Raw genomic sequence first — 25,090 nt, forward strand, 5'->3', positions numbered from 1 at the left:
AAACAGACGCCCATAGCCACATTCCAGACAATGTGGGTTTCGTTTAAGTAAAGAAAAGCTGGCAGGACGTTGACTGGTGCCCCTGCCCGCTCTCCTCTCCATCAGGCGAGGTCGCGCAGGGCGATCTCGCTTCTGATGCGTTCCAGCACCTGCTCGATGGACAGCTCCGTGGAATCCAGCTGGATCGCATCGGCCGCCGGCTTGAGCGGGGCCACTGCGCGCTGGGTGTCGCGCTCATCGCGCGCACGGATCTCATCTAGCAGACTTGACAGACTAACATCTTCGCCCTTTGCCTTCAACTGCAAGTAACGGCGACGGGCACGTTCCTCGGCACTGGCGGTCAGGAAAACCTTCAACGGCGCATCGGGGAACACCACAGTGCCCATGTCGCGACCGTCGGCGATCAGCCCCGGTGCTTCCTGGAATGCGCGCTGGCGTTGCAGCAGCGCATCGCGCACCGCCGGCAGCGAAGCGACCATGGAGGCGCCGGCACCGACGGTCTCGGTGCGGATCACATTGCTGACGTCTTCGCCTTCTAGAATGATCTGCTGCAGCTTGCCGGGCTCGGCGGCGATGAACTGCACATCCAGGTGCGCAGCCAGCTTGACCAGCAGCTCTTCGTTGGTCAGGTCGACGCCGTGATTGGTCGCGGCGAACGCCAGCAGACGGTACAGGGCACCCGAGTCCAGCAGCTTGAAGCCCAGCTCGCGGGCCAGCATCCCGGCCACGGTGCCTTTGCCCGATCCGCTCGGTCCGTCAATGGTAATGACCGGTGCATTCAGGCTCACGACTTGCCCTCTTCAGCAACGCGGATGCCGACTTCGGCGCACAGGGCGAGGAAGTTCGGGAACGAGGTGGCGACGTTGGCGCAATCATGGATGCGGATCGGCGCAGTGGCCCGCAGCGAGGCGACGCTGAAGGCCATGGCGATACGGTGGTCACCGTGACCATGGACTTCGCCACCGCCGATCTCGCCGCCGTCGATGATGATGCCGTCCGGGGTCGGCTCACACTTGACGCCCAGGGTCAGCAGGCCGTCGGCCATGACCTGGATGCGGTCGGATTCCTTGACCCGCAGCTCTTCGGCACCACGCAGCACGGTACGGCCTTCGGCGCAGGCCGCGGCGACGAACAGCACCGGGAACTCGTCGATGGCCAGCGGCACCAGGTGCTCGGGGATCTCGATGCCCTTGAGCTTCGCCCCGCGCACGCGCAGGTCCGCTACCGGCTCGCCGCCGACTTCACGCTGGTTCTCCAGGGTAATGTCGCCACCCATCAGGCGCAGGATATCGATGACACCGGTACGGGTCGGGTTGATGCCGACGTGCTCGAGCACCAGCTCCGAACCCTGGGCAATCGAGGCGGCCACCAGGAAGAACGCCGCCGAGGAGATGTCGGCCGGCACTTCGATACGGGTTGCGGTCAGTTTGCCACCGGATTGCAGCGAGGCCACCGGGCCGTTGCTGTCGACCGCATAGCCGAAGCCGCGCAGCATGCGCTCGGTGTGATCGCGGGTCGGTGCAGGTTCGGTGACGGTGGTCTTGCCTTCGGCGTAGAGGCCGGCCAGCAGCAGGCAGGATTTCACCTGGGCACTGGCCATTGGCAGGGTGTAGGTCAGCGCCTTGAGCTTGTTGCCACCACGGATGGTCAGTGGCGGACGGCCCTCGGGACCGGTCTCGATTACCGCGCCCATTTCCCGCAGCGGGTTGGCGACACGGTTCATCGGACGCTTGGACAGCGACGCATCGCCGGTCATGGTCACATCGAACGGCTGCGCGGCCAGAAGGCCCGAGAGCAGGCGCATGGACGTGCCGGAGTTACCCAGGTAGATCGGGCCTGGCGGCGGCTTCAGGCCGCCCAGGCCAACACCGTGGATGGTCACGCGACCGTGGTGCGGGCCTTCGATGACCACACCCATGTCACGGAAAGCCTGCAAGGTCGCCAGGGCATCTTCACCTTCGAGGAAGCCTTCGACTTCGGTGGTGCCTTCAGCCAGGGAGCCGAGCATGATCGAGCGGTGGGAAATCGATTTGTCGCCTGGTACGCGAATCCGGCCAGACAGTTGGCCACCAGGATTTGCCAGGAAAATCAGGTCGTTGGAGTTCATAGCGTCCACATAGGCCCGGCGGGCCAGGATTTTACTGAAATGCTCGCGGGCAACCCGGGCGCGCGTGAAGACGCCCAGCAATTGATGCCCATCCCCTGCATCGACCGCGTCGCGCAAGGCGTCGAGGTCGCTGCGAAATGTATCCAGTGTGCGCAGAACAGCTTCGCGGTTGGCGAGAAAAATGTCGTGCCACATGACCGGGTCGCTTCCGGCGATTCTTGTGAAATCGCGGAAACCTCCGGCAGCGTATCGGAAGATATCCAGGTTTTCATTGCGCTTGGCCAATGAATCGACCAGGCCAAAGGCCAGCAGGTGCGGCAGGTGGCTGGTCGCCGCCAGGACTTCGTCATGGCGCTCGACCTGCATGTGCTCGACATCGGCCTCCAGCGCACGCCACAGGCGGTCGACCAGGGCCAGGGCGGCCGGGTCGGTTTCCGCCAACGGCGTGAGGATCACCTTATGGCGGCGGAACAGCGTGGCATTGGAAGCCTCCACCCCGCTCTGCTCGGAGCCGGCGATCGGGTGACCCGGCACGAAGTACGCCAGGCGCTCGGCGAACGCCAGGCGCGCAGCACGCACCACATTGCCCTTGGCACTGCCGACGTCGGTCAGCACGGCACGCCCCAGATCCAGCAGGGCCAGGCGGGCCAGGAGCTTCTCCATGGCCAGGATCGGCACGGCCAGCTGGATGACATCGGCACCAACACAGGCGACGGCCAGGTCTTCCTCGCAGCGGTCGACCACACCCAGTTCCACCGCCAGCTTGCGCGACTGCGGATCCAGGTCGACACCGACCACCTCGCGACACAGGCCGCTTTCACGCAGGCCCTTGGCGAACGAGCCACCAATCAGGCCGAGACCGACCACCACCAGTCGGCCGATGATCGGCTCGACCTTGTTCACCACGACTTCACCCACGGAGCTGGACCCTGTTCAAAACTGCATGTACGCCACTCATTGCCTCAGAGTACCGCTTTTGGATAGGAACCCAATACCTTGAGGGCCACGGCTTCCTGGCTGATCTTCTCCAGCACGGCCTTGATCAGCGGATCGCGGTGGTGACCGATGAAGTCGATGAAGAACACGTAGGTCCATTTGCCGCTGCGCGATGGACGGGTCTCGATACGAGTCAGGTCGATGCCGTTCTCGTGGAACGGCACCAGCAGCTCGTGCAAGGCGCCCGGCTTGTTGCTCATGGAGACAATGATCGAGGTCTTGTCGTCGCCGGTCGGCGGCACTTCCTGGTTGCCGATCATGAGGAAGCGCGTGGAGTTGTCCGGACGGTCTTCGATCTTCTCGGCCAGGCGAGTCAGGCCGTAGAGGCTGGCCGCCATGTCACCGGCGATGGCCGCCGAGTTCCACTCGCCCTTGACCCGCTTGGCGGCTTCGGCATTGCTCGATACCGCCACGCGCTCGACATTCGGGTAGTGCGCGTCCAGCCACTTGCGGCACTGGGCCAGGGACTGGGCATGGGAGTAGATACGGGTGATGCTGTCGGTCTTGGTGTTCTCGCCCACCAGCAGGTGGTGGTGGATACGCAGCTCGACTTCGCCACAGATGACCATGTCGTGCTCGAGGAAACTGTCGAGGGTATGGTTGACCGCACCCTCGGTGGAGTTTTCCACCGGCACCACGCCGAAGTTGACGGCGCCGGCCGCCACTTCGCGGAACACTTCATCGATGGCCGCCATCGGCTTGCTGATCACCGCATGGCCGAAATGCTTCATCGCCGCGGCCTGGGTGAAGGTGCCCTCGGGGCCCAGGTAGGCCACCTTGAGCGGCTGCTCCAGGGCCAGGCACGACGACATGATCTCGCGGAACAAGCGCGCCATTTCTTCGTTGCCCAGCGGCCCCTGGTTGCGCTGCATGACGCGCTTGAGCACCTGCGCCTCGCGCTCGGGCCGGTAGAACACCGGCGCCTCGCCTTCGGCCAGGGTGGCAGTCTTGACCCGCGCCACTTCCTGCGCGCAACGAGCACGGTCACTGATCAGCTCGAGGATCTTCTCGTCGAGGCTGTCAATGCGCACCCGCAGCGCCTTGAGTTCCTGCTCCGACATCAGCCGTGCTCCTTCTCGAATTCAGCCATGTAGCCGACCAGCGCTTCCACGGCGTCCAGGCCCAGGGCGTTGTAGATCGAGGCGCGCATGCCGCCGACCGAACGGTGCCCCTTGAGGTTGAGCAGGCCACGGGCGTCGGCACCGGCCAGGAAGGCCTTGTCCAGGCGCTCGTCGGCCAGGCGGAACGGTACGTTCATCCAGGAACGGGCGTTGACGCTGATCGGGTTGGTGTAGAAGTCGCTGCTGTCGATGAAGCCGTACAGGCGGTCTTTCTTGGCGCGGTTGCGCTGCTCCATGGCCGCGACGCCGCCCTGCTCCTTGAGCCACTCGAACACCAGGCCCGAGAGGTACCAGGAATAGGTAGCCGGGGTGTTGTACATCGAACCGTTGTCGGCGGCGATCTTGTAGTCGAGCATGGTCGGGCAGCTGCTGCGGGCGCGACCGATCAGGTCTTCACGCACGATCACCACCACCAGGCCGCTCGGGCCGATGTTCTTCTGCGCACCGGCATAGATCATGCCGAAGTCGGAGACGTCGATCGGGCGCGAGAGGATGTCCGAGGACATGTCGACCACCAGCGGTGCGTCACCGGTCTGTGGCACCCAGTCGAACTGCAGGCCACCGATGGTCTCGTTCGAGGCGTAGTGCACATAGGCGGCGCCCGGAGTCAGCTTCCATTCGTTCTGGCCAGGGATCGACAGGTAGTCGTAAGGCTTGGCGCTGGCGGCGACATTGATGTTGCCGAAGCGACGGGCTTCCTCGATGGCCTTCTTCGACCAGATACCGGTCTCGATATAGTCGGCAGTGCCATTCTCGGGCAGCAGGTTCAGGGGGATCTCGGCGAACTGCTGGCTCGCACCGCCCTGCAGGAACAGCACCTTGTAGTTGGCAGGAACGGACAACAGGTCGCGCAGGTCCTGTTCGGCCTTTTCGGCGATGGCCACGTAGTCGTCGCTACGATGGCTCATTTCCATCACGGACAGGCCCTTGCCATGCCAATCCAGCATTTCGGCCTGGGCGCGCTGCAGTACAGCTTCAGGGAGCGCAGCAGGGCCTGCGCAGAAGTTAAAGGCTCGTTTGCTCACATCCACTCTCGCTCTGCTCATGATGTCCGTGGAGCAGGCCGCGCGGCGCAAGGACTGCGCCGCCGCGACCACCCCCACCAGGGTACTGCTAGGTTTATTCCTGAGGCGCCTCTTCGTCGCCAGCGGCCTGGGCCTCTGGTGCCTCGACAGCGTCGTCAGCTTCGTCGACGAACTCCTCGTCGCCTTCCTCTTCGGATGGCTCCTGGACTCGCTCCAGACCCACCAGGGTCTCGTCATTGGCCAGCTTGATCAGGGTCACGCCCTGGGTGTTACGACCCAGGCTGGAGACCTCGCCGACGCGGGTACGGACCAGGGTGCCCTGGTCGGAGATCAGCATGATCTCCTCGCCGTCCTGCACCTGCACGGCACCGACCAGGCGACCGTTACGCTCGTTGCTGACCATGGCGATAACGCCCTGGCCGCCACGCTTGTACTCTGGGAACTCGCCGATTTCGGTACGCTTGCCGTAACCACGTTCGGAGGCGGTGAGGATCTGGCTGCCCTCCTCCGGAATGATCATGGAGATCAGCTTCTGCCCTTCGCCCAGGCGCATGCCGCGCACACCGCGGGCGGTACGGCCCATGGCACGGACGTCGGATTCCTTGAAGCGGGTGACCTTGCCGGCGTCGGAGAACAGCATGACCTCACGCTCGCCATCGGTGATGGCCGCGGAAATCAGCACGTCGCCTTCGTCCAGCTCCAGGGCGATCAGGCCGACGCTGCGCTGGCGGCTGAAGGATTCCAGCGGGGTCTTCTTCACGGTGCCGTTGGCGGTAGCCATGAAGATGAAGTGACCTTCGGTGTATTCCTCGACCGGCAGCATGGTCGAAATGTACTCGCCCTCGTCCAGCGGCAGCAGGTTGACCAGCGGTCGACCGCGCGCGGCACGGGAGGCCTCGGGGATTTCGTAGGTCTTGAGCCAGTACACCTTGCCCTTGCTGGAGAACAGCAGCAGCGTGGTGTGGCTGTTGGCGACCAGCAGGTGCGAGATGTAGTCCTCGTCCTTGACGCCGGTGGCCGACTTGCCTTTGCCACCACGACGCTGGGCCTGGTAGGCCGCCAGCGGCTGGGTCTTGGCGTAGCCGCCGTGGGAGATGGTCACGACCCGGTCTTCTTCCGGAATCATGTCGCCCAGGGTCAGGTCCAGGCGCGCATCGAGGATTTCGGTGCGGCGCACGTCGCCGTATTCGGCGCGGATCAGTTCCAGCTCTTCGCGGATCACTTCCATCAGGCGCTCGGCACTGTTGAGGATGCGGATCAGCTCGCCGATCTGGTTGAGGATCTCCTGGTACTCGGCCAGCAGTTTTTCATGCTCGAGACCGGTCAGGCGGTGCAGGCGCAGGTCGAGGATGGCCTGGGCCTGTTCCGGCGACAGGAAGTACTTGCCGTCGCGCAGGCCGTATTGCTCGTCGAGGTTTTCCGGACGGCAGGAGTCGGCGCCGGCGCGCTCGACCATCACCTGCACGGCGCTGGATTCCCACGGCGTGCTGACCAGTGCTTCCTTGGCCTCGGACGGGGTCGGCGAGGCCTTGATCAGGGCGATGACCGGATCGATGTTGGACAGGGCAACCGCCTGGCCTTCAAGGATATGGCCGCGCTCGCGGGCCTTGCGCAGTTCGAAGACGGTACGACGGGTCACCACTTCACGGCGGTGACGGACGAAGGCTTCGAGCAGGTCCTTGAGGTTCAGCACCCGCGGACGGCCGTCGATCAGCGCCACGATGTTGATGCCGAACACGCTCTGCAGCTGGGTCTGGGCGTAGAGGTTGTTGAGGATGACCTCAGGCACCTCGCCACGGCGCAGCTCGATGACGATGCGCATGCCGTCCTTGTCGGACTCGTCGCGCAGCTCGGTGATGCCTTCGAGTTTCTTTTCCTTGACCAGCTCGGCGATCTTCTCGATCAGCCGCGCCTTGTTCAGCTGGTACGGCAGCTCGGTGACGACGATCTGCTGGCGGCCACCGACCTTGTCGATGTCTTCGACGGTGGAGCGGGCGCGCATGTAGATGCGGCCACGGCCGGTGCGGTAGGCCTCGATGATGCCCTGGCGACCGTTGATGATGGCTGCGGTCGGGAAGTCCGGGCCCGGGATGAACTGCATCAGTTCATCGACCGTGATCTCGGCGTTGTCGATCAGTGCCAGGCAACCGTCGATGACTTCACCGAGGTTGTGCGGCGGGATGTTGGTTGCCATGCCCACGGCAATACCGCTGGAACCGTTGACCAGCAGGTTGGGGATCTTGGTCGGCATGACCGCCGGGATCTGCTCGGTGCCGTCGTAGTTGGGCACCCAGTCGACGGTTTCCTTGTGCAGGTCGGCCAGCAGCTCATGGGCCAGCTTGGTCATGCGCACTTCGGTGTATCGCATGGCCGCGGCGTTGTCGCCGTCCACCGAACCGAAGTTGCCCTGACCGTCGACCAGCAGGTAGCGCAGCGAGAACGGCTGCGCCATGCGCACGATGGTGTCGTAGACCGCGGTATCACCGTGGGGGTGGTACTTACCGATCACGTCACCGACCACACGGGCGGATTTCTTGTACGGTTTGTTCCAGTCGTTGCCCAGTTCGCTCATCGCATAGAGAACACGGCGATGCACGGGCTTCAAGCCATCACGCGCATCGGGCAGCGCACGCCCGACAATGACGCTCATCGCGTAGTCGAGGTAGGACTGTCTCAGTTCGTCTTCGATATTGACCGGGAGGATTTCTTTGGCCAGTTCGCCCATGAGAAGCCTGATTCCTTTTTCTGGTGAAACCTCGTCACATCCATATGGGACGAACGAAGCTCGTCGCCGCAAAGTGACTCCTTGCAACGACTTACGACAAATCAACGAGTTAAGCCATGGATCTGCGCAGTAAAGACAACCCCGCAGGGCTGCCTTGGAAACCGTCGGATGTTACCACAATCGCCTAGACGGTGGGAGTAGGCTGCGGCACTACTACCCTACTGCTCGTCTGCAACGTGCGACAGCCGCCACAACAGGCCGCCAGCGCCGGGCAAGCCCTCAATGCAAACGCTTGCGGCACATCAGTTGTGCCATCTTGACCGCGTCGGGGCGCTCGACAATACCCTTCTCGGTCACGATCACATCGACAAGGTCCGCCGGAGTCACGTCAAAGACCGGATTGAAGGCCTCCACGCCGGCACCGAGGTGCCGGCCCTCCACTTCCAGCAGCTCGGCGCCGCCGCGCTCCTCAAGGTAGACGTCCTCGCCGCTTTCCAGGTTCATGTCGATGCTGGAACTGGGCGCTACCACCATGAAACGCACGCCATGGTGCATGGCGGTGACCGCCAGCTGGTAGGTGCCGATCTTGTTGACCACATCGCCATTGGCGGTGATGCGGTCGGCGCCGACGATGACCCAGGTGATGCCCTTGGTTTTCATCAGGTGCGCAGCGGCAGAGTCGGCATGGACGGTCACCGGGATGCCCTCGCCGGCCAGCTCCCAGGCGGTCAGCCGCGAACCTTGCAGCCAGGGGCGGGTTTCGTTGACATGGACGCGCTCGACCATCCCTTCCAGATAGGCCGCCCGGATCACCCCCAGCGCGGTGCCGAAGCCGCCGGTGGCCAGGGCGCCGGTATTGCAGTGGGTCAGCAGGGCCTGCTCGCTGCCCTGGTGCTTGCGGATCAGGTCGACGCCGAGTTGGGCCATGGTCAGGTTGGCTTCGCGGTCGCTGTCGTGGATGGCGATGGCTTCAGCGGCCATGATCGCCGCCACATCCTCGCCTTCCTTTATCCGCAACAGGCGTTCGCGCATGCGATTGAGCGCCCAGAACAGGTTGGCGGCAGTCGGCCGCGCCTCGCCCAGCAGCTCGAAGTCTTCTTCCAGCGCCTGCTCCCAGTCATCGCCTTGCGCCAGGCGCTGGCGCACCGCCATGGCCAGGCCGTAGGCGGCACTGATGCCGATGGCCGGCGCGCCGCGCACCACCATGGATCGGATCGCCCCGGCAACGGCCGCGGCATCGCTGCAAGGCAGCCAGGTCTGCTCGAACGGCAGCATGCGCTGGTCGAGCAGGTACAGGACGCCATCGCGCCAATCGATGGCCGTCACCTTCTCTGCCGCCATTAATTGATCGCGCATGCCTCACCCCATCAGTCGGACATCAAAAGCGGGCGATTATAGCGAGCCCCTGGCGCGGACGCTCGGGTATACTTCGCCCTCAGCCCATGCGACCCAGGGAAACCCTGCCATGCCCAAACCCGCTACACCGCTCGACCTGCTGCTCCTGCCGACCTGGCTGGTGCCTGTCGAACCTGCCGGGGTGGTATTGAAGGAGCATGGACTGGGCATTCGCGACGGGCAAATCGTTTTTATCGGCCCGCGCGAACAGGCCGCCCGCCTGGCCCCAGCCGAAACCCGCGAACTGCCGGGCTGCCTGCTCGCGCCGGGGCTGGTCAACGCCCACGGCCATGCGGCCATGACCCTGTTCCGTGGCCTGGCCGACGACTTGCCGCTGATGACCTGGCTCGAGGAGCACATCTGGCCGGCCGAAGGCCGCTGGGTGGATGAGGACTTCGTCCGGGACGGCACCGACCTGGCGATCGCCGAGCAGATCAAGGGCGGCGTCACCTGCTTTGCCGACATGTACTTCTATCCGCGGATCGCCAGCGAGCGGGTGCACAACAGCGGCATCCGCGCGCAGATCGCCGTGCCGCTGCTGGATTTCCCCATTCCCGGCGCACGCAGCACCGATGAAGCCCTGCACCTGGCCGTGGAGCTGTTCGGCGACCTGCGCTATCACCCCCGTATCACCGTGGCGATGGGCCCGCATGCGCCGTACACGGTCAGCGACGAGAACCTGGAGAAGATCCGGGTGATCGCCGAGGAACTGGATGCGCCGATCCACATGCACATCCACGAAACCGCCTTCGAGGTCGAGCAGTCCCTGGCCACCCGCGGCGAGCGCCCGCTGGCCCGCCTCGCCCGCCTGGGCCTGCTGGGGCCACGGCTGCAGGCGGTGCACATGACCCAGGTCAGCGACGACGACCTGGCCCTGCTGGTAGAAAGCAACACCAGCGTGGTGCACTGCCCGGAATCCAACCTCAAGCTCGCCAGCGGCTTCTGCCCGGTCGAGCGCCTGTGGCAGGCCGGCGTCAACGTGGCCGTGGGCACCGATGGCGCAGCCAGCAACAACGACCTCGACCTGCTCGGCGAAACCCGTACCGCCGCCCTGCTGGCCAAGGCCGTGGCCGGCTCGGCTGCCGCCCTGGATGCCCACCGGGCGCTGCGCATGGCAACGCTCAATGGCGCTCGGGCCCTGGGCCTGGACACCGTGACCGGTTCGCTGGAGCTGGGCAAGGCCGCCGACCTGGTCGCCTTCGACCTGTCGGGCCTGGCCCAGCAGCCGATCTACGATCCGGTTTCACAACTGATCTACGCCAGCAGCCGTGACTGCGTGAAGCATGTCTGGGTTGCCGGCAAGCAACTGCTTGACGAGCGTCGCCTGACCCGCCTGGACGAACAGGCCCTGCAGGCCACGGCCTGCGCCTGGGGCCAGCGGATCGGTGAACGCAACGAATGACCGGCTGGCAGCCACAGCTGCCGGCCCGTGACACCTTTATCAGAGTTTCAGAGGACTGTTCCATGAGCAACGTCGACCACGCCGAAATCGCCAAGTTCGAAGCCCTGGCCCACCGCTGGTGGGACCGCGAGAGCGAGTTCAAGCCGCTGCACGACATCAACCCGCTGCGGGTCAACTGGATCGACGAGCGGGTCAAGCTGGCCGGCAAGAAGGTCCTGGACGTCGGCTGCGGCGGCGGCATTCTCAGCGAAGCCATGGCCCTGCGCGGCGCCACCGTGACCGGCATCGACATGGGCGAAGCACCGCTGGCGGTGGCCCAGCTGCATCAACTGGAGTCCGGAGTTGAGGTCGAGTACCGGCAGATCACCGCCGAAGCCCTGGCCGAGGAAATGCCCGAGCAGTTCGATGTGGTCACTTGCCTTGAGATGCTTGAACACGTGCCCGACCCGTCCTCGGTGATCCGCGCGTGCTTCCGTATGGTCAAGCCCGGCGGCCAGGTGTTCTTCTCGACCATCAACCGCAACCCCAAGGCCTACCTGTTCGCCATCATCGGCGCCGAATACATCATGAAGTTGCTGCCGCGCGGCACCCACGACTTCAAGAAGTTCATCCGCCCTTCGGAACTGGGCGCCTGGAGCCGCGAAGCGGGCCTCTGCGTCAAGGACATCATCGGCCTGACCTACAACCCGCTGACCAAGCACTACAAGCTGGCCAACGACGTTGACGTCAACTACATGATCCAGACCCTGCGCGAGGAATGAGCATGCGTTTGCGAGCGGTACTTTTCGACATGGACGGCACCCTGCTCGACACGGCGCCGGATTTCATCGCCATCTGCCAGGCCATGCTGGCCGACCGCGGCCTGCCGGCCATCGATGACCAGCGCATCCGCGACGTGGTATCCGGCGGCGCCAAGGCCATGGTTTCGGCGACCTTCGACCTGGATCCCGAAGCGGCGGAGTTCGAGGCCCTGCGCCTGGAGTTCCTCGAGCGCTACCAGCAAGGCTGCGCGGTACACAGCAAGCTCTACGACGGCATGGCCGAACTGCTGGCCGACATCGAGAAAGCCAACCTGCTGTGGGGCGTGGTGACCAACAAGCCGGTGCGCTTTGCCGAACCGATCATGCAGCAACTGGGCCTGGCCGAGCGCTCGGCCCTGCTGATCTGCCCGGACCACGTGAAGAACAGCAAGCCGGATCCCGAGCCACTGATCCTCGCCTGCAAGACCCTGGACCTGGACCCTGCCAGCGTCCTGTTCATCGGTGACGACCTGCGTGACATCGAGTCCGGCCGCGATGCCGGCACCCGCACGGCGGCGGTGCGCTACGGCTATATTCATCCCGATGACAACCCCAACAACTGGGGCGCGGATGTGGTGGTCGATCATCCGCTGGAGCTGCGCAAGGTGCTTGATAGCGCGCTTTGCGGCTGCTGACCGTGATCGCGGGGCAAGCCCGCTCCCACACACAGCTGTAGGAGCGGGCTTGCCCCGCGATAAAGCCACCCCATTTGCAAGAGGCAACCCCATGTTCGAATACTCCGCCCGCCCCGACCTGCTCAAGGGCCGCACCATCCTGGTCACCGGCGCCGGTCGCGGTATCGGTGCAGCGGCCGCCAAGGCCTACGCCGCCCACGGCGCCACCGTGTTGCTGCTGGGCAAGACCGAAGGCAACCTGAGCCAGGTCTACGACGAGATCGAAGCCGCCGGCCACCCCAAGCCTGCAGTCATTCCATTCAACCTGGAAACCGCCCTGCCGCACCAGTACGACGAGCTGGCAGCCATGATCGAAGGCGAGTTCGGCCACCTCGACGGCCTGCTGCACAACGCCTCGATCATCGGTCCGCGCACACCGCTGGAGCAGCTGTCGGGCGACAACTTCATGCGCGTGATGCAGATCAACGTCAACGCCATGTTCATGCTGACCAGCACCCTGCTGCCACTGCTCAAGCTGTCCAAGGATGCTTCGGTGATTTTCACCTCCAGCAGCGTCGGGCGCAAAGGCCGGGCCTACTGGGGTGCCTACGGGGTGTCGAAGTTCGCCACCGAGGGCCTGATGCAGACCCTCGCCGACGAACTGGAAGGCGTGGCACCGGTACGTGCCAACAGCATCAACCCGGGCGCCACCCGCACCAGCATGCGCGCCCAGGCCTATCCGGGCGAGAACCCGGAAAACAACCCGCTGCCCGAGCAGATCATGCCGGTCTATCTGTACCTGATGGGCCCGGACAGCAGCGGCGTCAATGGCCAGGCGTTCAACGCCCAGTAATCAGCCTTCGGCCAGCTCCGCCTGGAGACGGGCGGGCTGACGCTGTTCCAGCTGCATGCAGCGCTCAAGGAACAGGAACATGTAGTCGTAGCTCTTGCAGATGGCCCGACGCAACTCGGCCTGCAAGGCCTGGGACGGATTGTTGCCCGCCAGGGTGCAGACGATTTCCAATGCTTCCCACGGATGGGCGTCATCGTACTGGGCATGCATCTTCAGCCACTTCATGGCGCGCTTGCGGCCCTCTTCGGGGAAGCCCTGGGCATAGACACCGGTCGAACAGACCAGCGCCGACCACTCCCCCGTTGCCCCTTCGATCGCATAGTTGGTCGCCGCAATGGCCACCACCAGCGAATCGGCCGCGCAGGTATGCCAGCACCAGTCGCTCAGGCCATTGAGTTCGGTCGGCACATCCTGGGCCTGCAGGTCCTCCAGGCTGACACCATGGGCCTGGCTCCAATACAGCCAGTAATCGGCATGATTGAGCTCGACGCGGATGTTGCGCATCAGCCAGCGGCGCGCCATGTCCTCCCCAGGATGGCGGGCGTAGCGGGTCTTGGTCAGGTTCTGGGCCATGTACAGGGAGAACTGCTCGACCACCGGCCAGCCACCGATCAGGTACTGGCGCATGGTGCGGCCGCTCAGGCGCCCGTCACGCATGCGTTGGTAGAGTTCATGTTCAACGACCCGGCGCTTGCTTTCGAAGCAGTCCTTGATCAGTTGTTGGGCCCAGAGTGGGTAACTGGTGGGGTCCATCAATGGACCGGTACGAATGAACGCGTCAATCACTGTCAGCTCCTTGTTCCTTGTGATTATCGTGCAGACCTTCAGCGAAAGGTCCCGGGTGCCCTGGACAGCAAGGGCCTTGTGGCAGTCCGTTGGCGTTGCAGGCTTTCGCAGGTGAACACCTGCGGTCGCTCGATCAGGTAACCCTGGGCGTAGTCGACGCCTATCTCTTGTAATGCGTGTTCGATCAACGGGGTTTCGACGAATTCGGCGATGGTGCGTTTGCCCATGACATGACCGATATGGTTGATCACCTCGACCATGGCCCGGTTGACCGGGTCATCGAGCATGTCCTTGACGAAACTTCCGTCGATCTTCAGGAAGTCTACAGGTAAATGTTTCAAATATGCGAACGACGACATCCCGGCGCAGAAATCATCCAGGGAGAATCGACAGCCCAGCCCCTTGAGCTCATTGATGAAGCGAATGGCGCTACCCAGATTGGCAATGGCACTGGTTTCAGTGATTTCGAAACAAATCATGTGCGGCGGAATGCCGTACTCGCCAAACAGGCGCTGCAGGTACTCCAGGAACTTGTCATCGCCGATGCTGCTACCCGACAGGTTGATCGCGCACATGGCCAGGGGGCCGTCGCGCCGCTCGTTCAGGCATTGGCGGATGACCTTGAAGACACTGCGCACCACCCAACGGTCCAGGGCAGTCATCAGGCCGTAGCGTTCGGCAGCCGGAATGAAGCTGTCGGGCAGGATGATCCGCCCGCTTTCATCGTGCAGGCGCAAGAGGATCTCGATGTGCCCGCCACTGTCATCCGGCTTCAGGGCCGCGATCTCCTGGGCATAGAGGCAGAAACGGTTCTCTTCCAGGGCCACATGCAGACGCTGGATCCAGGCCATTTCGCCGAAACGCATGGACAGTTCGCTGTCGTCGGCATGGTACACCTGGACCCGGTTGCGGCCCTTTTCCTTGGCCATGTAGCAGGCCATGTCGGCCGCCCGCAGGGAGGCTTCCAGGGTCACAGGCGCCTGGGCCACATGCACCAGGCCGACACTCACCGTGGTCATGAACGGCCGCCCCTTCCAGACGAAATGCAGGCTCTGCACGGCCTGGCGCAGCCCCTCGGCGATGCGCTCGGCCTGCTCCTGCGGGCAGTTCTCGAGCAATATGCCGAACTCGTCGCCGCCCAGCCGGGCCAGGGTGTCGCCCTCGCGCAGCCCGGCCTGCAACACCGCGCAGATGTGCCGCAGCAACTCGTCACCGGCGGCATGCCCGCAGGTGTCGTTGACCAGCTTGAACTGATCCAGGTCGAGGAACATCAGCGCATGACGCGCCGGTTTGCGCGCCAGGCCGTTCAGGGCCTGCTCCAGGCGGTATTCGAATTCGCGGCGGTTGGCCAGCCCGGTCAGGGCATCATGGGTCGCCTGCCAAGACAAATTGGCAATGTACTGGCGCTCCTGGGTCATGTCGTGCAGCACCAGGACGATACCGCTGATTCGCCCTTCGGCCATGATCGGCGCCCCGACCAGGGTGACCGACACGGTGCTGCCGTCCAGGCGCTGGATCAGCTTGGCGTGGTCGCTACCGCTCTGCAGGGTGCCACTTAGGATGTGCTCGACCAGGGTCAGGCTGTCTTTCTCGGCGTTGTCGTCGAGCAAGCTGAACAGCGCCGCCAGCGGCAGGCCCTGGGCCTGGGCGGCATGCCAGTGGGTCAGTTGCTCGGCGGCCGGGTTCATGTAGGTGATACAGCCTTCGACGTCAGTGGTGATCACACCGTCGCCAATGGATTCGAGGGTGATTTGCGCCCGCTCCTTCTCGACCTGCAAGGCATTGGCAAAGGCCTGACGCTGGGTCAGCAACTTGCTGGAACGCAACCACGCCAGGGCGATCAGGAACAAGGCGGTCGCCAGGTTGGTCACCAGCAGCACCCGCAGCAGCATGCGCGAGCCTTCGCCCAGGGCGTCGCTGAAGGCCCGGGCGGCCGGGGTCACTTCATCGTTGATGGCGGCGATGCGCGCCTTCCATTCGGCTACCGCATGGCGATCGGCCTTGCCCGAGGCGAAGCCCTGGTGCATCTGTTGGGCCACTTCGTTGAGCTGGCTGAGAAAGCCGTCCCCCACTGCCCACAGATCAATGGCCTTTTCCAGGTAACTGACCTGGTGAAAGTTGAGGTACAACCAGATCAGGCTGGAGACGTCGTCCGGATGATTGCCGCCCTGGAGAATGCCACGGCGCGCGGCGTCCAGGTCCGGCGTCGGCAGGTCCAGGGCAACGCGCAGGTCATGCCCGCCCTGGGGCACGGCAATGGCATTGCGGTACTTCTGGAAGGTGGCTTCGTCGCGGCTGTCGGCATACAGGTTGAGGTAGTAGATCGCGTCCTTCTGCCCCTTGGACCAGAGGCTTTCCCCCGCCACATAGCCACGCACCGCCGACAAGGCGTACAGGCTGATGCTCCCCAGCATTGCCTGGAACAGCACGACCGCGACAAAGGGCCAGATGATGCCCAACAACTTCGGCGCTTCGAGAGTCCGTTTTCGGTTCATGAGGTCCCTTGCACACAGAGCCGGATGAATCTCAGTATTGTTGATGCACAGACTAGGCTATTTGCCATGAAAGCTGGAGCGCTTTTCGTGGCCCGGCCTCACTTTGCACTCAACTCTGTTGCAAATGACCGTACAACTTGGCGTATAAGCCACCATCGGCGATCAATTGCTGGTGATCACCGTCTTCGGCCACATGCCCGCCATCGAAGACCAGCACCCGATCGGCCTGTTTCACCGCCGACAGCCGATGGGCAATGATCAGCGTGGTGCGGGCGCTGAGGAAGCGCGCCAGGGCCTGGTGCAGGTTGTATTCGGTGGCCGCGTCCAGCGCCGAGGTGGCCTCGTCGAGGATCACCACCTTGGGCTCGGCCAGGACCATCCGCGCAATCGCCAGGCGCTGGCGCTGACCGCCCGACAGGCGCACGCCGGAACGCCCGACCACGGTGTCCAGGCCACGCGGCATGGCAGCGATGGTGGCATCGAGCTGGGCGATGGCCAGCGCCTGCCAGCAGGCCTCGTCGCTGCAGTCACGGCCCATGGTCAGGTTGGCGCGCACGCTGTCGTTGAACAGCGATGGATGCTGCAGCACCACCGCCACATGCTCGCGCAGGGTTTCCAGACCGATGTCCTGCAAGGTCGAACCGCCAAAGCGGATGGTCCCGGCCTGGGCGCTGTAGAGCCCGAGCAGCAACTGCACCAGGGTGCTCTTGCCACCGCCACTGGCACCGACGATGGCGACTTTTTCGCCTGGGGCGATGGACAGGTTCAACTGGTCGAGCACCGGCTCGTCGGCATAGGCAAAACGCAGGCCCTGGACTTCGATACCCACCGTGTCGCGCCCCTTGAACGGATCGACGCCGCCAGGGAACTGCGGCTCGTCGGCACGCGCCAGCAGTTCGTTGAGGCGGCTCAGGGCACCGCCTGCCGCGTAATAGGCGTACTGCAGGTTGAGCAGTTGCTCGACCGGACCGATCATGAACCAGAGGTAGCTGAACACCGCCAGCATCTGGCCGATGGACAGGTCGGAAAACAGCACCGTGAGCATCGCCGCGGCACGGAAGATATCGATGCCGAACTGGAACAGCAGACCGCTGGCACGGCCACTGGCATCGCTTTTCCATTGCGAGGCGACCGCATAGTTGCGCACCTCCTGGGCACGCAGGCCAAGGCGCCCGAGGAAATAGCCCTGGCGGTTGCTGGCGCGGATTTCCTGGATGGCGTCCAGGGTTTCGGTCAGCGCCTGGGTAAAGCGCGAGGTGCTGTCGTTTTCGAGCTTCTTCAAGTGCTTGACCCGCTTGCCCAACTGCACCGTGGCAAAGATCACCAGGGGGTTGAACAGCAGGATCAGCAAGGCCAGCTTCCAGTGCATCCAGATCAGGATCCCGGCGGTACCGGTGAGGGTCAGCATGGCCACCAGGAAGCGGCTCAGGGTTTCACCGACGAACTTGTCCAGGGTATCCAGGTCGGTGACCAGGTGCGTGGTCACCGTACCGGCGCCCAGGCTTTCGTATTCCTTGAGGGAGATGCGCTTGAGCCGCTCGATCAGGCGGATGCGCAGGCGATAGACAATGTCCTTGGCAAGGCCTGCGAACAGTTTCGCCTGCACCACGTTGAAGGCCAGCGCCGAACAGCGCAGGCCCAGGGTCAGCAGCAGCATCAGGCCGATGTAGCCGGCCGCCACCTGCCAGTTGCCGGGCAATACGTGGTTCATCCATTTGAGCGCGGCATCGCCATGGCCGAGCAGTACTTCGTCGACCAGCAGGGGCAACAGCAAGGGAATCGGCACGCTGCACAGGGCCGCCAGCACGGCAACGCCGTTGGCGATCCACAGGGCTTTCTTGTGATGCAGGGCCAGGCGACGGATTTCCGCCCAGCTCAAGCGATCGGCAACAGCGGGGGCAGGCCCCGGCACAGGGTCGGGCGACCCTGGCAGGTCAAGCACAGGCGGCCTGCTGCAGCCAGCGACCGAGCAGCGGGCTGAGGCTATCGAGTGGCTGGTAGCCGTTGGTCAGCAAGGCCAGTTGGCCATTGCGCTCGGCCAGCAGCGTCGGGAACCCGGCAATGCCCAAATCCTGGGCCCAAGTGAAATCGGCGGCGGTGGCCGCACGCACGTCGGCGCTGGTAAAGCGCTCGGCGAACAGCGCACGGTCGAAGCCGACCTGTTCGGCCAGCGCCACCAGCTCGGGTGCGCGGGTAACATCCTGGCCACCCTGGTAGAACGCCCGCTGGATGGCCGCCAGCAGCGCCCAGGTGCGGTGTTCGTCAAGGCTGCGGGCCGTCACCAGGGCGCGGCAGGCAGGCTCGGTGTCGTAGACGAAACCGTCCGGCATGGCGCCTTCGTGGGTAAAGGGCTGGCCCGTGGCCTGGGTGACCGCCTGCCAATGCTCGAGGATGTAGCGTCGGGTCGAGGCATCCAGTGCACTGCTGCCGGTGCGCAAGCCACCGACCACCAGGCGGGTCTCGATCCCGGCTTCGTGTGCCTGGGCGATAAGGGCCTGGGCCACCGGCGCAAACCCCCAGCACCAGGAGCACATCGGGTCCATCACATAGAGCAGGCGTGCGGACATCGGTCAGGCCTCGGCAGCTTTGCGGTAGTTGTGACCGATCGGGTGTGGCTGGTTACGGGCCTTGGCCAGCTCGATCTGTTTCTGCCGGTCAATGGCGCTGCGTCGGGTTTTCTCGCTCAGGCTGTCCCAGCAATGCGGGCAACTGATACCAGGCGAGTAGTGCTCGGACGCACGGTCTTCCACGCTGATCGGGGTGCGGCAGGCATGGCACTGGTCGTAGTCGCCCTCGCTCAGGTCGTGACGCACGGTGACCCGGTTGTCGAACACGAAGCAGTCGCCCTGCCAGCGGCTTTCATCCTGAGGCACCTCTTCGAGGTATTTCAGGATCCCGCCCTTAAGATGATAGACCTCTTCGAAACCTTCACCGAGCATGTAGCTGGAGGCTTTCTCGCAGCGGATACCACCGGTGCAGAACATCGCCACTTTCTTGTGCCGGGCCGGGTCGAAGTTGGCTTTGATGTATTCGGGGAACTCACGGAAGGTGGTGGTCTTCGGATCGATCGCGCCCTCGAAGGTGCCGATGGCCACTTCGTAGTCGTTGCGGGTGTCGATCAGCAGCACCTCGGGATCGCTGATCAGCGCGTTCCAGTCCTGGGGCTCGACGTAGGTACCGACCTTGTGGTTCGGGTCCACGCCCGGCACGCCCAGGGTGACGATCTCTTTCTTGAGCTTGACCTTGGTGCGGTAGAACGGCTGCTCGTCGCAGTAGGATTCCTTGTGGTCGATATCCACCAGGCGCTCATCGCTGCGCAGCCAGGCCAGCAGGCCGTCGATACCTTCACGACTGCCGGAGACGGTGCCGTTGATGCCTTCCTCGGCCAGCAACAAGGTGCCCTTGATGTCGTTGGCCAGCATGGATTCGAGCAGCGGCTCGCGCAGCTCGACGTAATCTTTCAGGGTGACGAACTTGTACAGCGCCGCCACGACGATAGCTTGGGTCATGCAATGAATCTCCAGGTGGTCACCCTCGCAAAGGGCGGACCGGATAAAAAAAAACGCGCCGACGAGCGGCGCGTTGCACATTCTAACAAAAAGCTGACGATAAAATCAGTGCTTGCTGCCACCGGCACAGGTGGGCGAAGCAGGCGCGACGCCGACTTTCTGCCATTCGGCAGGGGTATAGGTGTGCAGGGCCAGGGCATGGAATTGCCCCATCAGCTCACCCAGGGTGGCGTAGACCTTCTGGTGGCGCTTGACGCTGTTCAGGCCCTCGAACTGCTCGCTGACCAGCACGGCCTTGTAGTGGGTCTGTTGGCCGCGGCTGTGCATATGGCTCTCGTCGAGCACCTCAAGGTGCTGCGGTGCGAGGGCCTGGAGGCTCTGTTCGATCTTTTGCTGCATGCTCATGTCAGGCTCCGCTTACGGCTTCTTGGCCGGAGCGGCCTGGGCGGCCTTCGGATCGAGTTCCTTGGTCATGTCGGCCAGCAGCTTGTTGACCACCGGTACCGCGCTTTCAAGCTTGCGCTGGGTCAGCTGGGCCGACTGTTGGGTGATCTGCGGCATTTTTTCCATGACTTTCTTGCCCAGCGGCGACTGGTAGAACGCGACCAGGTCCTTGAGTTCGCTTTCGCTGAAGGTGCTGGTGTACAGCTTGACCATGTCAGGCTTGAGCTTGTTCCAGCCGATAGCCTGGTCCAGGGCGGCGTTGGCCTTGGCCTGGTAGCTGTCGAGTACGGCTTTCTTCGAGGCCGGGGCCTTGGTCTGCTCGAAACGCTGGGCAAACATCTGCTGCACCTGCATGTAGACCGGGGTACCCAGCTTGTCGGCGTGCGCCATCATGAGGAATTTTTCGGCACTGGCGTTGTGGCTGGCGGTGTCGGCAAGCACCTGGCCGCTGGCGCAGACCAGCGCAACAGCGGTGCAAAGGGCGCGAAGACGGGTCATCGGAATTCCTTCATTAGACAGAGGAGGTAGTACCCCAGAGTAGAGCATTCTGCGCTGACTGGGGCACGGCACTCAAGTGGAACGACGAGCGTTGGATCCGCTACGGCGAAAAGGGACCTAAACTGCGAGTTCAGACCACAAGGGAGTGATCGCAGCATGAGTCGTATCGAAACTGACAGCCTGGGGCAGGTCGAAGTTCCTGACCAGGCCTACTGGGGTGCCCAGACGCAACGCTCGCTGATCAATTTCGCCATCGGCAAGGAACGCATGCCACTGGCCGTCCTGCATGCCCTGGCGCTGATCAAGAAAGCCGCCGCACGGGTCAACGACCGCAACGGAGACCTTCCGGCCGATATTGCCCGGCTGATCGAACAGGCCGCCGACGAGGTCCTCGACGGCCAGCTCGACGACCAGTTTCCGCTCGTCGTCTGGCAGACCGGCAGTGGCACCCAGAGCAACATGAACGTCAATGAAGTGATTGCCGGTCGCGCCAACGAACTGGCCGGCAAGGGTCGCGGCGGCAAGGTGCCGGTCCACCCCAATGACCACGTCAACCGCTCGCAAAGCTCCAACGACTGCTTCCCCACCGCCATGCACATCGCCGCCGCCCAGGCCGTCCAGCACCAGCTGTTGCCGGCGATCGCCGAGCTGTCCTCGGGCCTGGCCGAACTTGCGGCGCGCCACCAGCACCTGGTCAAGACCGGCCGCACCCACATGATGGATGCCACGCCGATCACCTTCGGCCAGGAAGTCTCGGCTTATGTGGCCCAGCTCGACTATGCCCAGAAGGCGATTCGCAGCGCCCTGCCGGCAGTGTGCGAGCTGGCCCAGGGCGGCACTGCGGTGGGCACCGGGCTGAACGCACCGCACGGCTTTGCCGAAGCCATTGCCGCGGAGCTGGCCGCCCTTTCCGGCCTGCCCTTCGTCACCGCACCGAACAAGTTCGCCGCCCTGGCCGGGCATGAACCCCTGACCACCCTGGCCGGGAGCCTCAAGACCCTGGCGGTGGCGCTGATGAAACTGGCCAACGACCTGCGCCTGCTCGGCTCCGGCCCCCGCGCCGGGCTGGCCGAAGTGCGCCTGCCGGCCAACGAGCCGGGTAGCTCGATCATGCCCGGCAAGGTCAATCCGACCCAGTGCGAGGCCCTGTCGATGCTGGCCTGCCAGGTGCTGGGCAACGACACGGCGATCGGCTTTGCCGCAAGCCAGGGCCACCTGCAATTGAACGTGTTCAAGCCGGTGATCATCCACAACCTGCTGCAATCGATCGAGTTGCTGGCCGACGGCTGTCGCAACTTCCAGCAGCACTGCGTGGCCGGTATCGAGCCGGATGCCGAGCAAATGGCCGCGCACCTGGAACGCGGACTGATGCTGGTCACCGCACTCAACCCACATATCGGCTACGACAAGGCGGCGGAAATCGCCAAGAAGGCCTACAGCGAAGGCACCACCCTGCGCGAGGCGGCGCTGACCCTGGGCTACCTGAGCAACCAGCAGTTCGACCAGTGGGTACGCCCGCAGGACATGCTCGAACCGGGCAAGAAAGGCTGAGTCACCGGGCCAGGCGCACGCGCCTGGCCCGCCAGCCGGCCACCAGCGAAGGGCCCAGCGCGGTCAGCGCCGAACCCGCCACCACCACCATTGCACCGATGTAACCCAGGGTATTGATCTGCTCGGCGTGCACGTAGTCGGGCCAGAACCAGGCAGCCAGGGCCACGGCGACAAAGGTCACCAGCGGCGTGATCGCCAGGGTCGCGCTGACCCGCGAGGCCTCCCAGTGGGCCAGGGCCTCGGCGAAGGCACCGTAGGCCACCAGGGTGTTGAGGCAGCAGGCCAGCAACAACCAGCCTTGCACCGGGGTCAGTTGCAGCGCTTCAAGCGGATGCACCCAGGGCGTCAGCAACAGGGCGCAGCACAGGTAGATCACCATCATCACCTGCATGGAATTCCATACCGTCAGCAGTTGCTTCTGGCTCAGGGCATAGAAGACCCAGATCGTGGTCGCCAGCAGGATGGTCAGCACGCCCGTGGTGTAGACGCTCAGCGACGTCAGCAGCTCTTCCAGGCGCTGGTTGAAGAACAGGCCGAAGCCAACCAGGAGGATGGCCAGGCCCACGCCCTGCCCCAGGCTGAAACGCTCCTTGAACAGGAACACACTGGCCACCAGCAGCAACACCGGCCCCATTTGCACCACCAGTTGCGCGGTGCCGGGGCTGAGCAGCTTCAAGCCGACCAGGTACAGCACGTAGTTGCCGACCAGGCCGAACGTGGCCAGCGCCACCAGCCCCCAGCCCTTGCTTCCCAAGGATTTGAACGAAGGCAGGCGCTTGCTCGCAGCCAGCCACGCCAGCAGCAGGCCACCGGAAACCAGCAGGCGAAACCAGGTCACGGTGATCGGGTCCATCACCTGCAGCACCTGCTTGAGCTTGATCGGCAGAATGCCCCAGAGCAGGGCCGTCAGCAGCGAAAGTGACAGGCCATAGACCCAGCGTCCGGAAGAAATGTGCATACCAGCCTCGAAAGCCCTTTGGTGGGGGGAGACTGGATTCTACGGGGTGGGTGCGGGGGGCCGACAGGTACAATTGCGGAAAAGATTTCAGCATCTCATTCCCAAGGCTCCTGCATCATCCGTGGGAGCGGGCTTGCCCTGCGATGCGATGTGCCAGACAGCACGCCATAGCGGGGCAAGCCCGCTCCTACGCCTTGTCCTTCTTGAACGCCTTCTCCAGCGCCTCGTTGATCGTGCGCAGTACCTTGACCCGGGCCCAGCGCTTGTCATTGGCCTCGACCAGGGTCCAGGGCGCGATCTCGGTGCTGGTGCGGTCAACCATGTCACCCACCGCTGCTTCGTACAGCCCCCACTTGTCGCGGTTGCGCCAGTCTTCCTCGGTGATCTTGAAGCGTTTGAATGGCGTCTGCTCGCGCTCCTGGAAGCGCTCCAGCTGCGTCTGCTTGTCGATCGACAGCCAGAACTTGACCACCACCACGCCGGCCATGCTCAGCTGCTCTTCAAAATCATTGATCTCGCCATAGGCCCGCATCCAGTCGGCCTGGCTGCAGAAACCCTCGACCCGCTCGACCAGCACCCGGCCATACCAGGAGCGATCGAACACGGTGAACTTGCCCCGCGCCGGCACATGCCGCCAGAAACGCCACAGGTAAGGTTGCTCGCGCTCCTCGTCGGTGGGTGCGGCAATCGGCACGATGCGGTACTGGCGCGGGTCCAGCGCCGCGGCCACCCGGCGAATGGCGCCGCCCTTGCCGGCGGCATCGTTTCCCTCGAACACCGCGACCAGGGCATGCCGGCGCATGTGCTTGTCGCGCAGCAGCCCGGACAGTCGCGCCTGCTCGGTGATCAGCTGCTCCTGATAATCGTCCTTGTCCAGGCGCAAGGTCATGTCCAGGCTGCCGAGCAGGCTGCGATGATCGATGCTCATGCCCAACGGTGCGATGTTGGCCTGGTGCACCGGCGCATGCTGGACCTTGAGCGCGGTCTGCAAGCCTTCGAGAAGGATGCGGCCGACAGCCAGGCTGCGGTAATGGGGATCGACGCCCTCGATCACATGCCAGGGGGCATAGTCGCGGCTGGTCTGGCGCAGCACCCGCTCGCCGAAGCGTACGAAGCGGTCGTAGGTTTCCGACTGTTGCCAGTCCAGCGGGCTGATCCGCCAACTGTGCAGCGGATCGTCCTTGAGCGCCTTGAGCCGGGCTTTCATCTGCTTCTTGGACAGGTGGAACCAGAACTTGAAGATCAGCGCGCCTTCATCGCAAAGCATCTCTTCCAGGCGCTCGGCGCCGCGGATAGCCTGGTCGAGCACCGCATCCTTGAACTCGCCATGTACACGGCCCTGGAGCATCTGGCTGTACCAGTTGCCGAAAAAGACACCGATGCGCCCCTTGGCCGGCAGCGCCCGCCAGTAGCGCCACGCCGGTGGCCGGGCCAGTTCTTCGTCGGTCTGCTGGTCGAAGGTGCGCACTTCGATCAGGCGCGGGTCCATCCACTCGTTGAGCAGCTTGACCGTCTCGCCCTTGCCCGCCCCTTCGATGCCGTTGATCAGCACGATCACCGGGAAACGCGCCTGCTGCTTGAGTTCGAACTGTGCCTCGAGCAGCGCCTCGCGCAGCGCCGGCACTTCGGCTTCGTAGGTTTCTTTGTCGATGCAATGACCAATTTCGGCGGATTCGAACATACCAGGCTCCCTACATGGATAAGCAAGACTAGCGGATCGCGCCGAACATTGTCTGCCCGGACAAAGATTGCCGCAGGTCAGTCCAACAGTGGCCGGGCGATCAGCTAAAATGCCGCTCTAGCCCCACCCG

The 25,090-nt window shown here is 64.0% G+C and carries 20 protein-coding genes; 5 read left to right on the top strand and 15 right to left on the bottom strand.

The window, feature by feature from the left end:
- Window positions 1-101 precede the first annotated feature (101 nt).
- From cmk to mtnA, 6 genes are all read right to left on the bottom strand, one after another.
- Window positions 102-788 (bottom strand): (d)CMP kinase, encoded by a 687-nt coding sequence (cmk, locus tag M2D63_RS02375; protein WP_285861181.1) that lies wholly within the window; start codon window positions 786-788, stop codon window positions 102-104.
- Complete coding sequence (locus M2D63_RS02380; protein WP_285861321.1) at window positions 785-2,992, bottom strand: bifunctional prephenate dehydrogenase/3-phosphoshikimate 1-carboxyvinyltransferase; 2,208 nt, start codon at window positions 2,990-2,992, stop codon at window positions 785-787. The genes cmk and M2D63_RS02380 overlap by 4 nt, the downstream gene beginning before the upstream one ends.
- A 77-nt stretch (window positions 2,993-3,069) precedes the next feature.
- A complete protein-coding gene (gene pheA / locus M2D63_RS02385; protein ID WP_285861182.1) occupies window positions 3,070-4,164 on the bottom strand; it encodes a prephenate dehydratase in 1,095 nt (364 codons plus the stop codon).
- Complete coding sequence (gene serC / locus M2D63_RS02390; RefSeq protein ID WP_285861183.1) at window positions 4,164-5,249, bottom strand: 3-phosphoserine/phosphohydroxythreonine transaminase; 1,086 nt, start codon at window positions 5,247-5,249, stop codon at window positions 4,164-4,166. The genes pheA and serC overlap by 1 nt, the downstream gene beginning before the upstream one ends.
- A 94-nt stretch (window positions 5,250-5,343) precedes the next feature.
- Window positions 5,344-7,974 (bottom strand): DNA gyrase subunit A, encoded by a 2,631-nt coding sequence (gyrA, locus tag M2D63_RS02395; RefSeq protein ID WP_285861184.1) that lies wholly within the window; start codon window positions 7,972-7,974, stop codon window positions 5,344-5,346.
- A 279-nt stretch (window positions 7,975-8,253) separates the two neighbouring features.
- Complete coding sequence (gene mtnA / locus M2D63_RS02400; protein WP_285861185.1) at window positions 8,254-9,330, bottom strand: S-methyl-5-thioribose-1-phosphate isomerase; 1,077 nt, start codon at window positions 9,328-9,330, stop codon at window positions 8,254-8,256.
- A 109-nt stretch (window positions 9,331-9,439) separates the two neighbouring features.
- Between mtnA and M2D63_RS02405 the strand changes: the two genes are divergently transcribed.
- The 4 genes from M2D63_RS02405 to M2D63_RS02420 all read left to right on the top strand — a co-directional run bounded on the left by M2D63_RS02405 (window position 9,440) and on the right by M2D63_RS02420 (window position 13,038).
- Window positions 9,440-10,771 carry a TRZ/ATZ family hydrolase gene (locus M2D63_RS02405; RefSeq protein ID WP_285861186.1) on the top strand — a complete coding sequence of 444 codons (1,332 nt, stop codon included), beginning with the start codon at window positions 9,440-9,442 and terminating at the stop codon, window positions 10,769-10,771.
- 62 nt (window positions 10,772-10,833) lie between these two features.
- Complete coding sequence (ubiG, locus tag M2D63_RS02410) at window positions 10,834-11,532, top strand: bifunctional 2-polyprenyl-6-hydroxyphenol methylase/3-demethylubiquinol 3-O-methyltransferase UbiG (RefSeq protein ID WP_285861187.1); 699 nt, start codon at window positions 10,834-10,836, stop codon at window positions 11,530-11,532.
- Window positions 11,533-11,534: 2 nt separating this feature from the next.
- On the top strand, window positions 11,535-12,206 hold the full coding sequence (gene mupP, locus M2D63_RS02415) for an N-acetylmuramic acid 6-phosphate phosphatase MupP (RefSeq protein ID WP_285861188.1): 672 nt from the start codon (window positions 11,535-11,537) through the stop codon (window positions 12,204-12,206).
- Window positions 12,207-12,297: 91 nt separating this feature from the next.
- Window positions 12,298-13,038: a YciK family oxidoreductase gene (locus M2D63_RS02420; RefSeq protein WP_285861189.1), complete on the top strand. Its 741-nt coding sequence runs from the start codon at window positions 12,298-12,300 to the stop codon at window positions 13,036-13,038.
- Here the strand turns inward: M2D63_RS02420 and M2D63_RS02425 are convergent, their stop codons facing one another.
- The 7 genes from M2D63_RS02425 to M2D63_RS02455 all read right to left on the bottom strand — a co-directional run bounded on the left by M2D63_RS02425 (window position 13,039) and on the right by M2D63_RS02455 (window position 20,770).
- Window positions 13,039-13,791 (bottom strand): TenA family transcriptional regulator, encoded by a 753-nt coding sequence (locus tag M2D63_RS02425; protein ID WP_405308982.1) that lies wholly within the window; start codon window positions 13,789-13,791, stop codon window positions 13,039-13,041.
- A gap of 71 nt (window positions 13,792-13,862) precedes the next feature.
- Window positions 13,863-16,319, bottom strand: coding sequence for an EAL domain-containing protein (locus M2D63_RS02430; protein WP_285861191.1), 2,457 nt, complete (start codon window positions 16,317-16,319; stop codon window positions 13,863-13,865).
- Window positions 16,320-16,428: 109 nt separating this feature from the next.
- On the bottom strand, window positions 16,429-18,261 hold the full coding sequence (locus tag M2D63_RS02435; protein WP_285861192.1) for an ABC transporter ATP-binding protein: 1,833 nt from the start codon (window positions 18,259-18,261) through the stop codon (window positions 16,429-16,431).
- On the bottom strand, window positions 18,254-18,886 hold the full coding sequence (locus tag M2D63_RS02440) for a DsbA family protein (RefSeq protein WP_285861193.1): 633 nt from the start codon (window positions 18,884-18,886) through the stop codon (window positions 18,254-18,256). The genes M2D63_RS02435 and M2D63_RS02440 overlap by 8 nt, the downstream gene beginning before the upstream one ends.
- 3 nt (window positions 18,887-18,889) lie before the next feature.
- On the bottom strand, window positions 18,890-19,828 hold the full coding sequence (locus M2D63_RS02445; protein ID WP_285861194.1) for a rhodanese-related sulfurtransferase: 939 nt from the start codon (window positions 19,826-19,828) through the stop codon (window positions 18,890-18,892).
- A gap of 105 nt (window positions 19,829-19,933) precedes the next feature.
- Window positions 19,934-20,233 carry a BolA family transcriptional regulator gene (locus tag M2D63_RS02450; protein ID WP_285861195.1) on the bottom strand — a complete coding sequence of 100 codons (300 nt, stop codon included), beginning with the start codon at window positions 20,231-20,233 and terminating at the stop codon, window positions 19,934-19,936.
- 12 nt (window positions 20,234-20,245) lie between these two features.
- Entirely contained in the window at window positions 20,246-20,770 is a 525-nt protein-coding gene (locus M2D63_RS02455) for a DUF2059 domain-containing protein (RefSeq protein WP_285861196.1), read from the bottom strand.
- Between the two features lie 156 nt (window positions 20,771-20,926).
- Between M2D63_RS02455 and M2D63_RS02460 the strand changes: the two genes are divergently transcribed.
- Window positions 20,927-22,321 (top strand): class II fumarate hydratase, encoded by a 1,395-nt coding sequence (locus M2D63_RS02460; RefSeq protein WP_285861197.1) that lies wholly within the window; start codon window positions 20,927-20,929, stop codon window positions 22,319-22,321.
- Window position 22,322: 1 nt separating this feature from the next.
- Here the strand turns inward: M2D63_RS02460 and M2D63_RS02465 are convergent, their stop codons facing one another.
- Window positions 22,323-23,279, bottom strand: coding sequence for a DMT family transporter (locus M2D63_RS02465; RefSeq protein ID WP_285861198.1), 957 nt, complete (start codon window positions 23,277-23,279; stop codon window positions 22,323-22,325).
- A gap of 187 nt (window positions 23,280-23,466) precedes the next feature.
- Window positions 23,467-24,960 carry a polyphosphate:AMP phosphotransferase gene (pap, locus tag M2D63_RS02470; RefSeq protein ID WP_285861199.1) on the bottom strand — a complete coding sequence of 498 codons (1,494 nt, stop codon included), beginning with the start codon at window positions 24,958-24,960 and terminating at the stop codon, window positions 23,467-23,469.
- Between the last annotated feature and the right edge of the window lie 130 nt (window positions 24,961-25,090).

The organism is Pseudomonas sp. BJa5 (genome assembly GCF_030272875.2).
In the GTDB taxonomy this organism is placed as follows: Bacteria; Pseudomonadota; Gammaproteobacteria; order Pseudomonadales; family Pseudomonadaceae; genus Aquipseudomonas.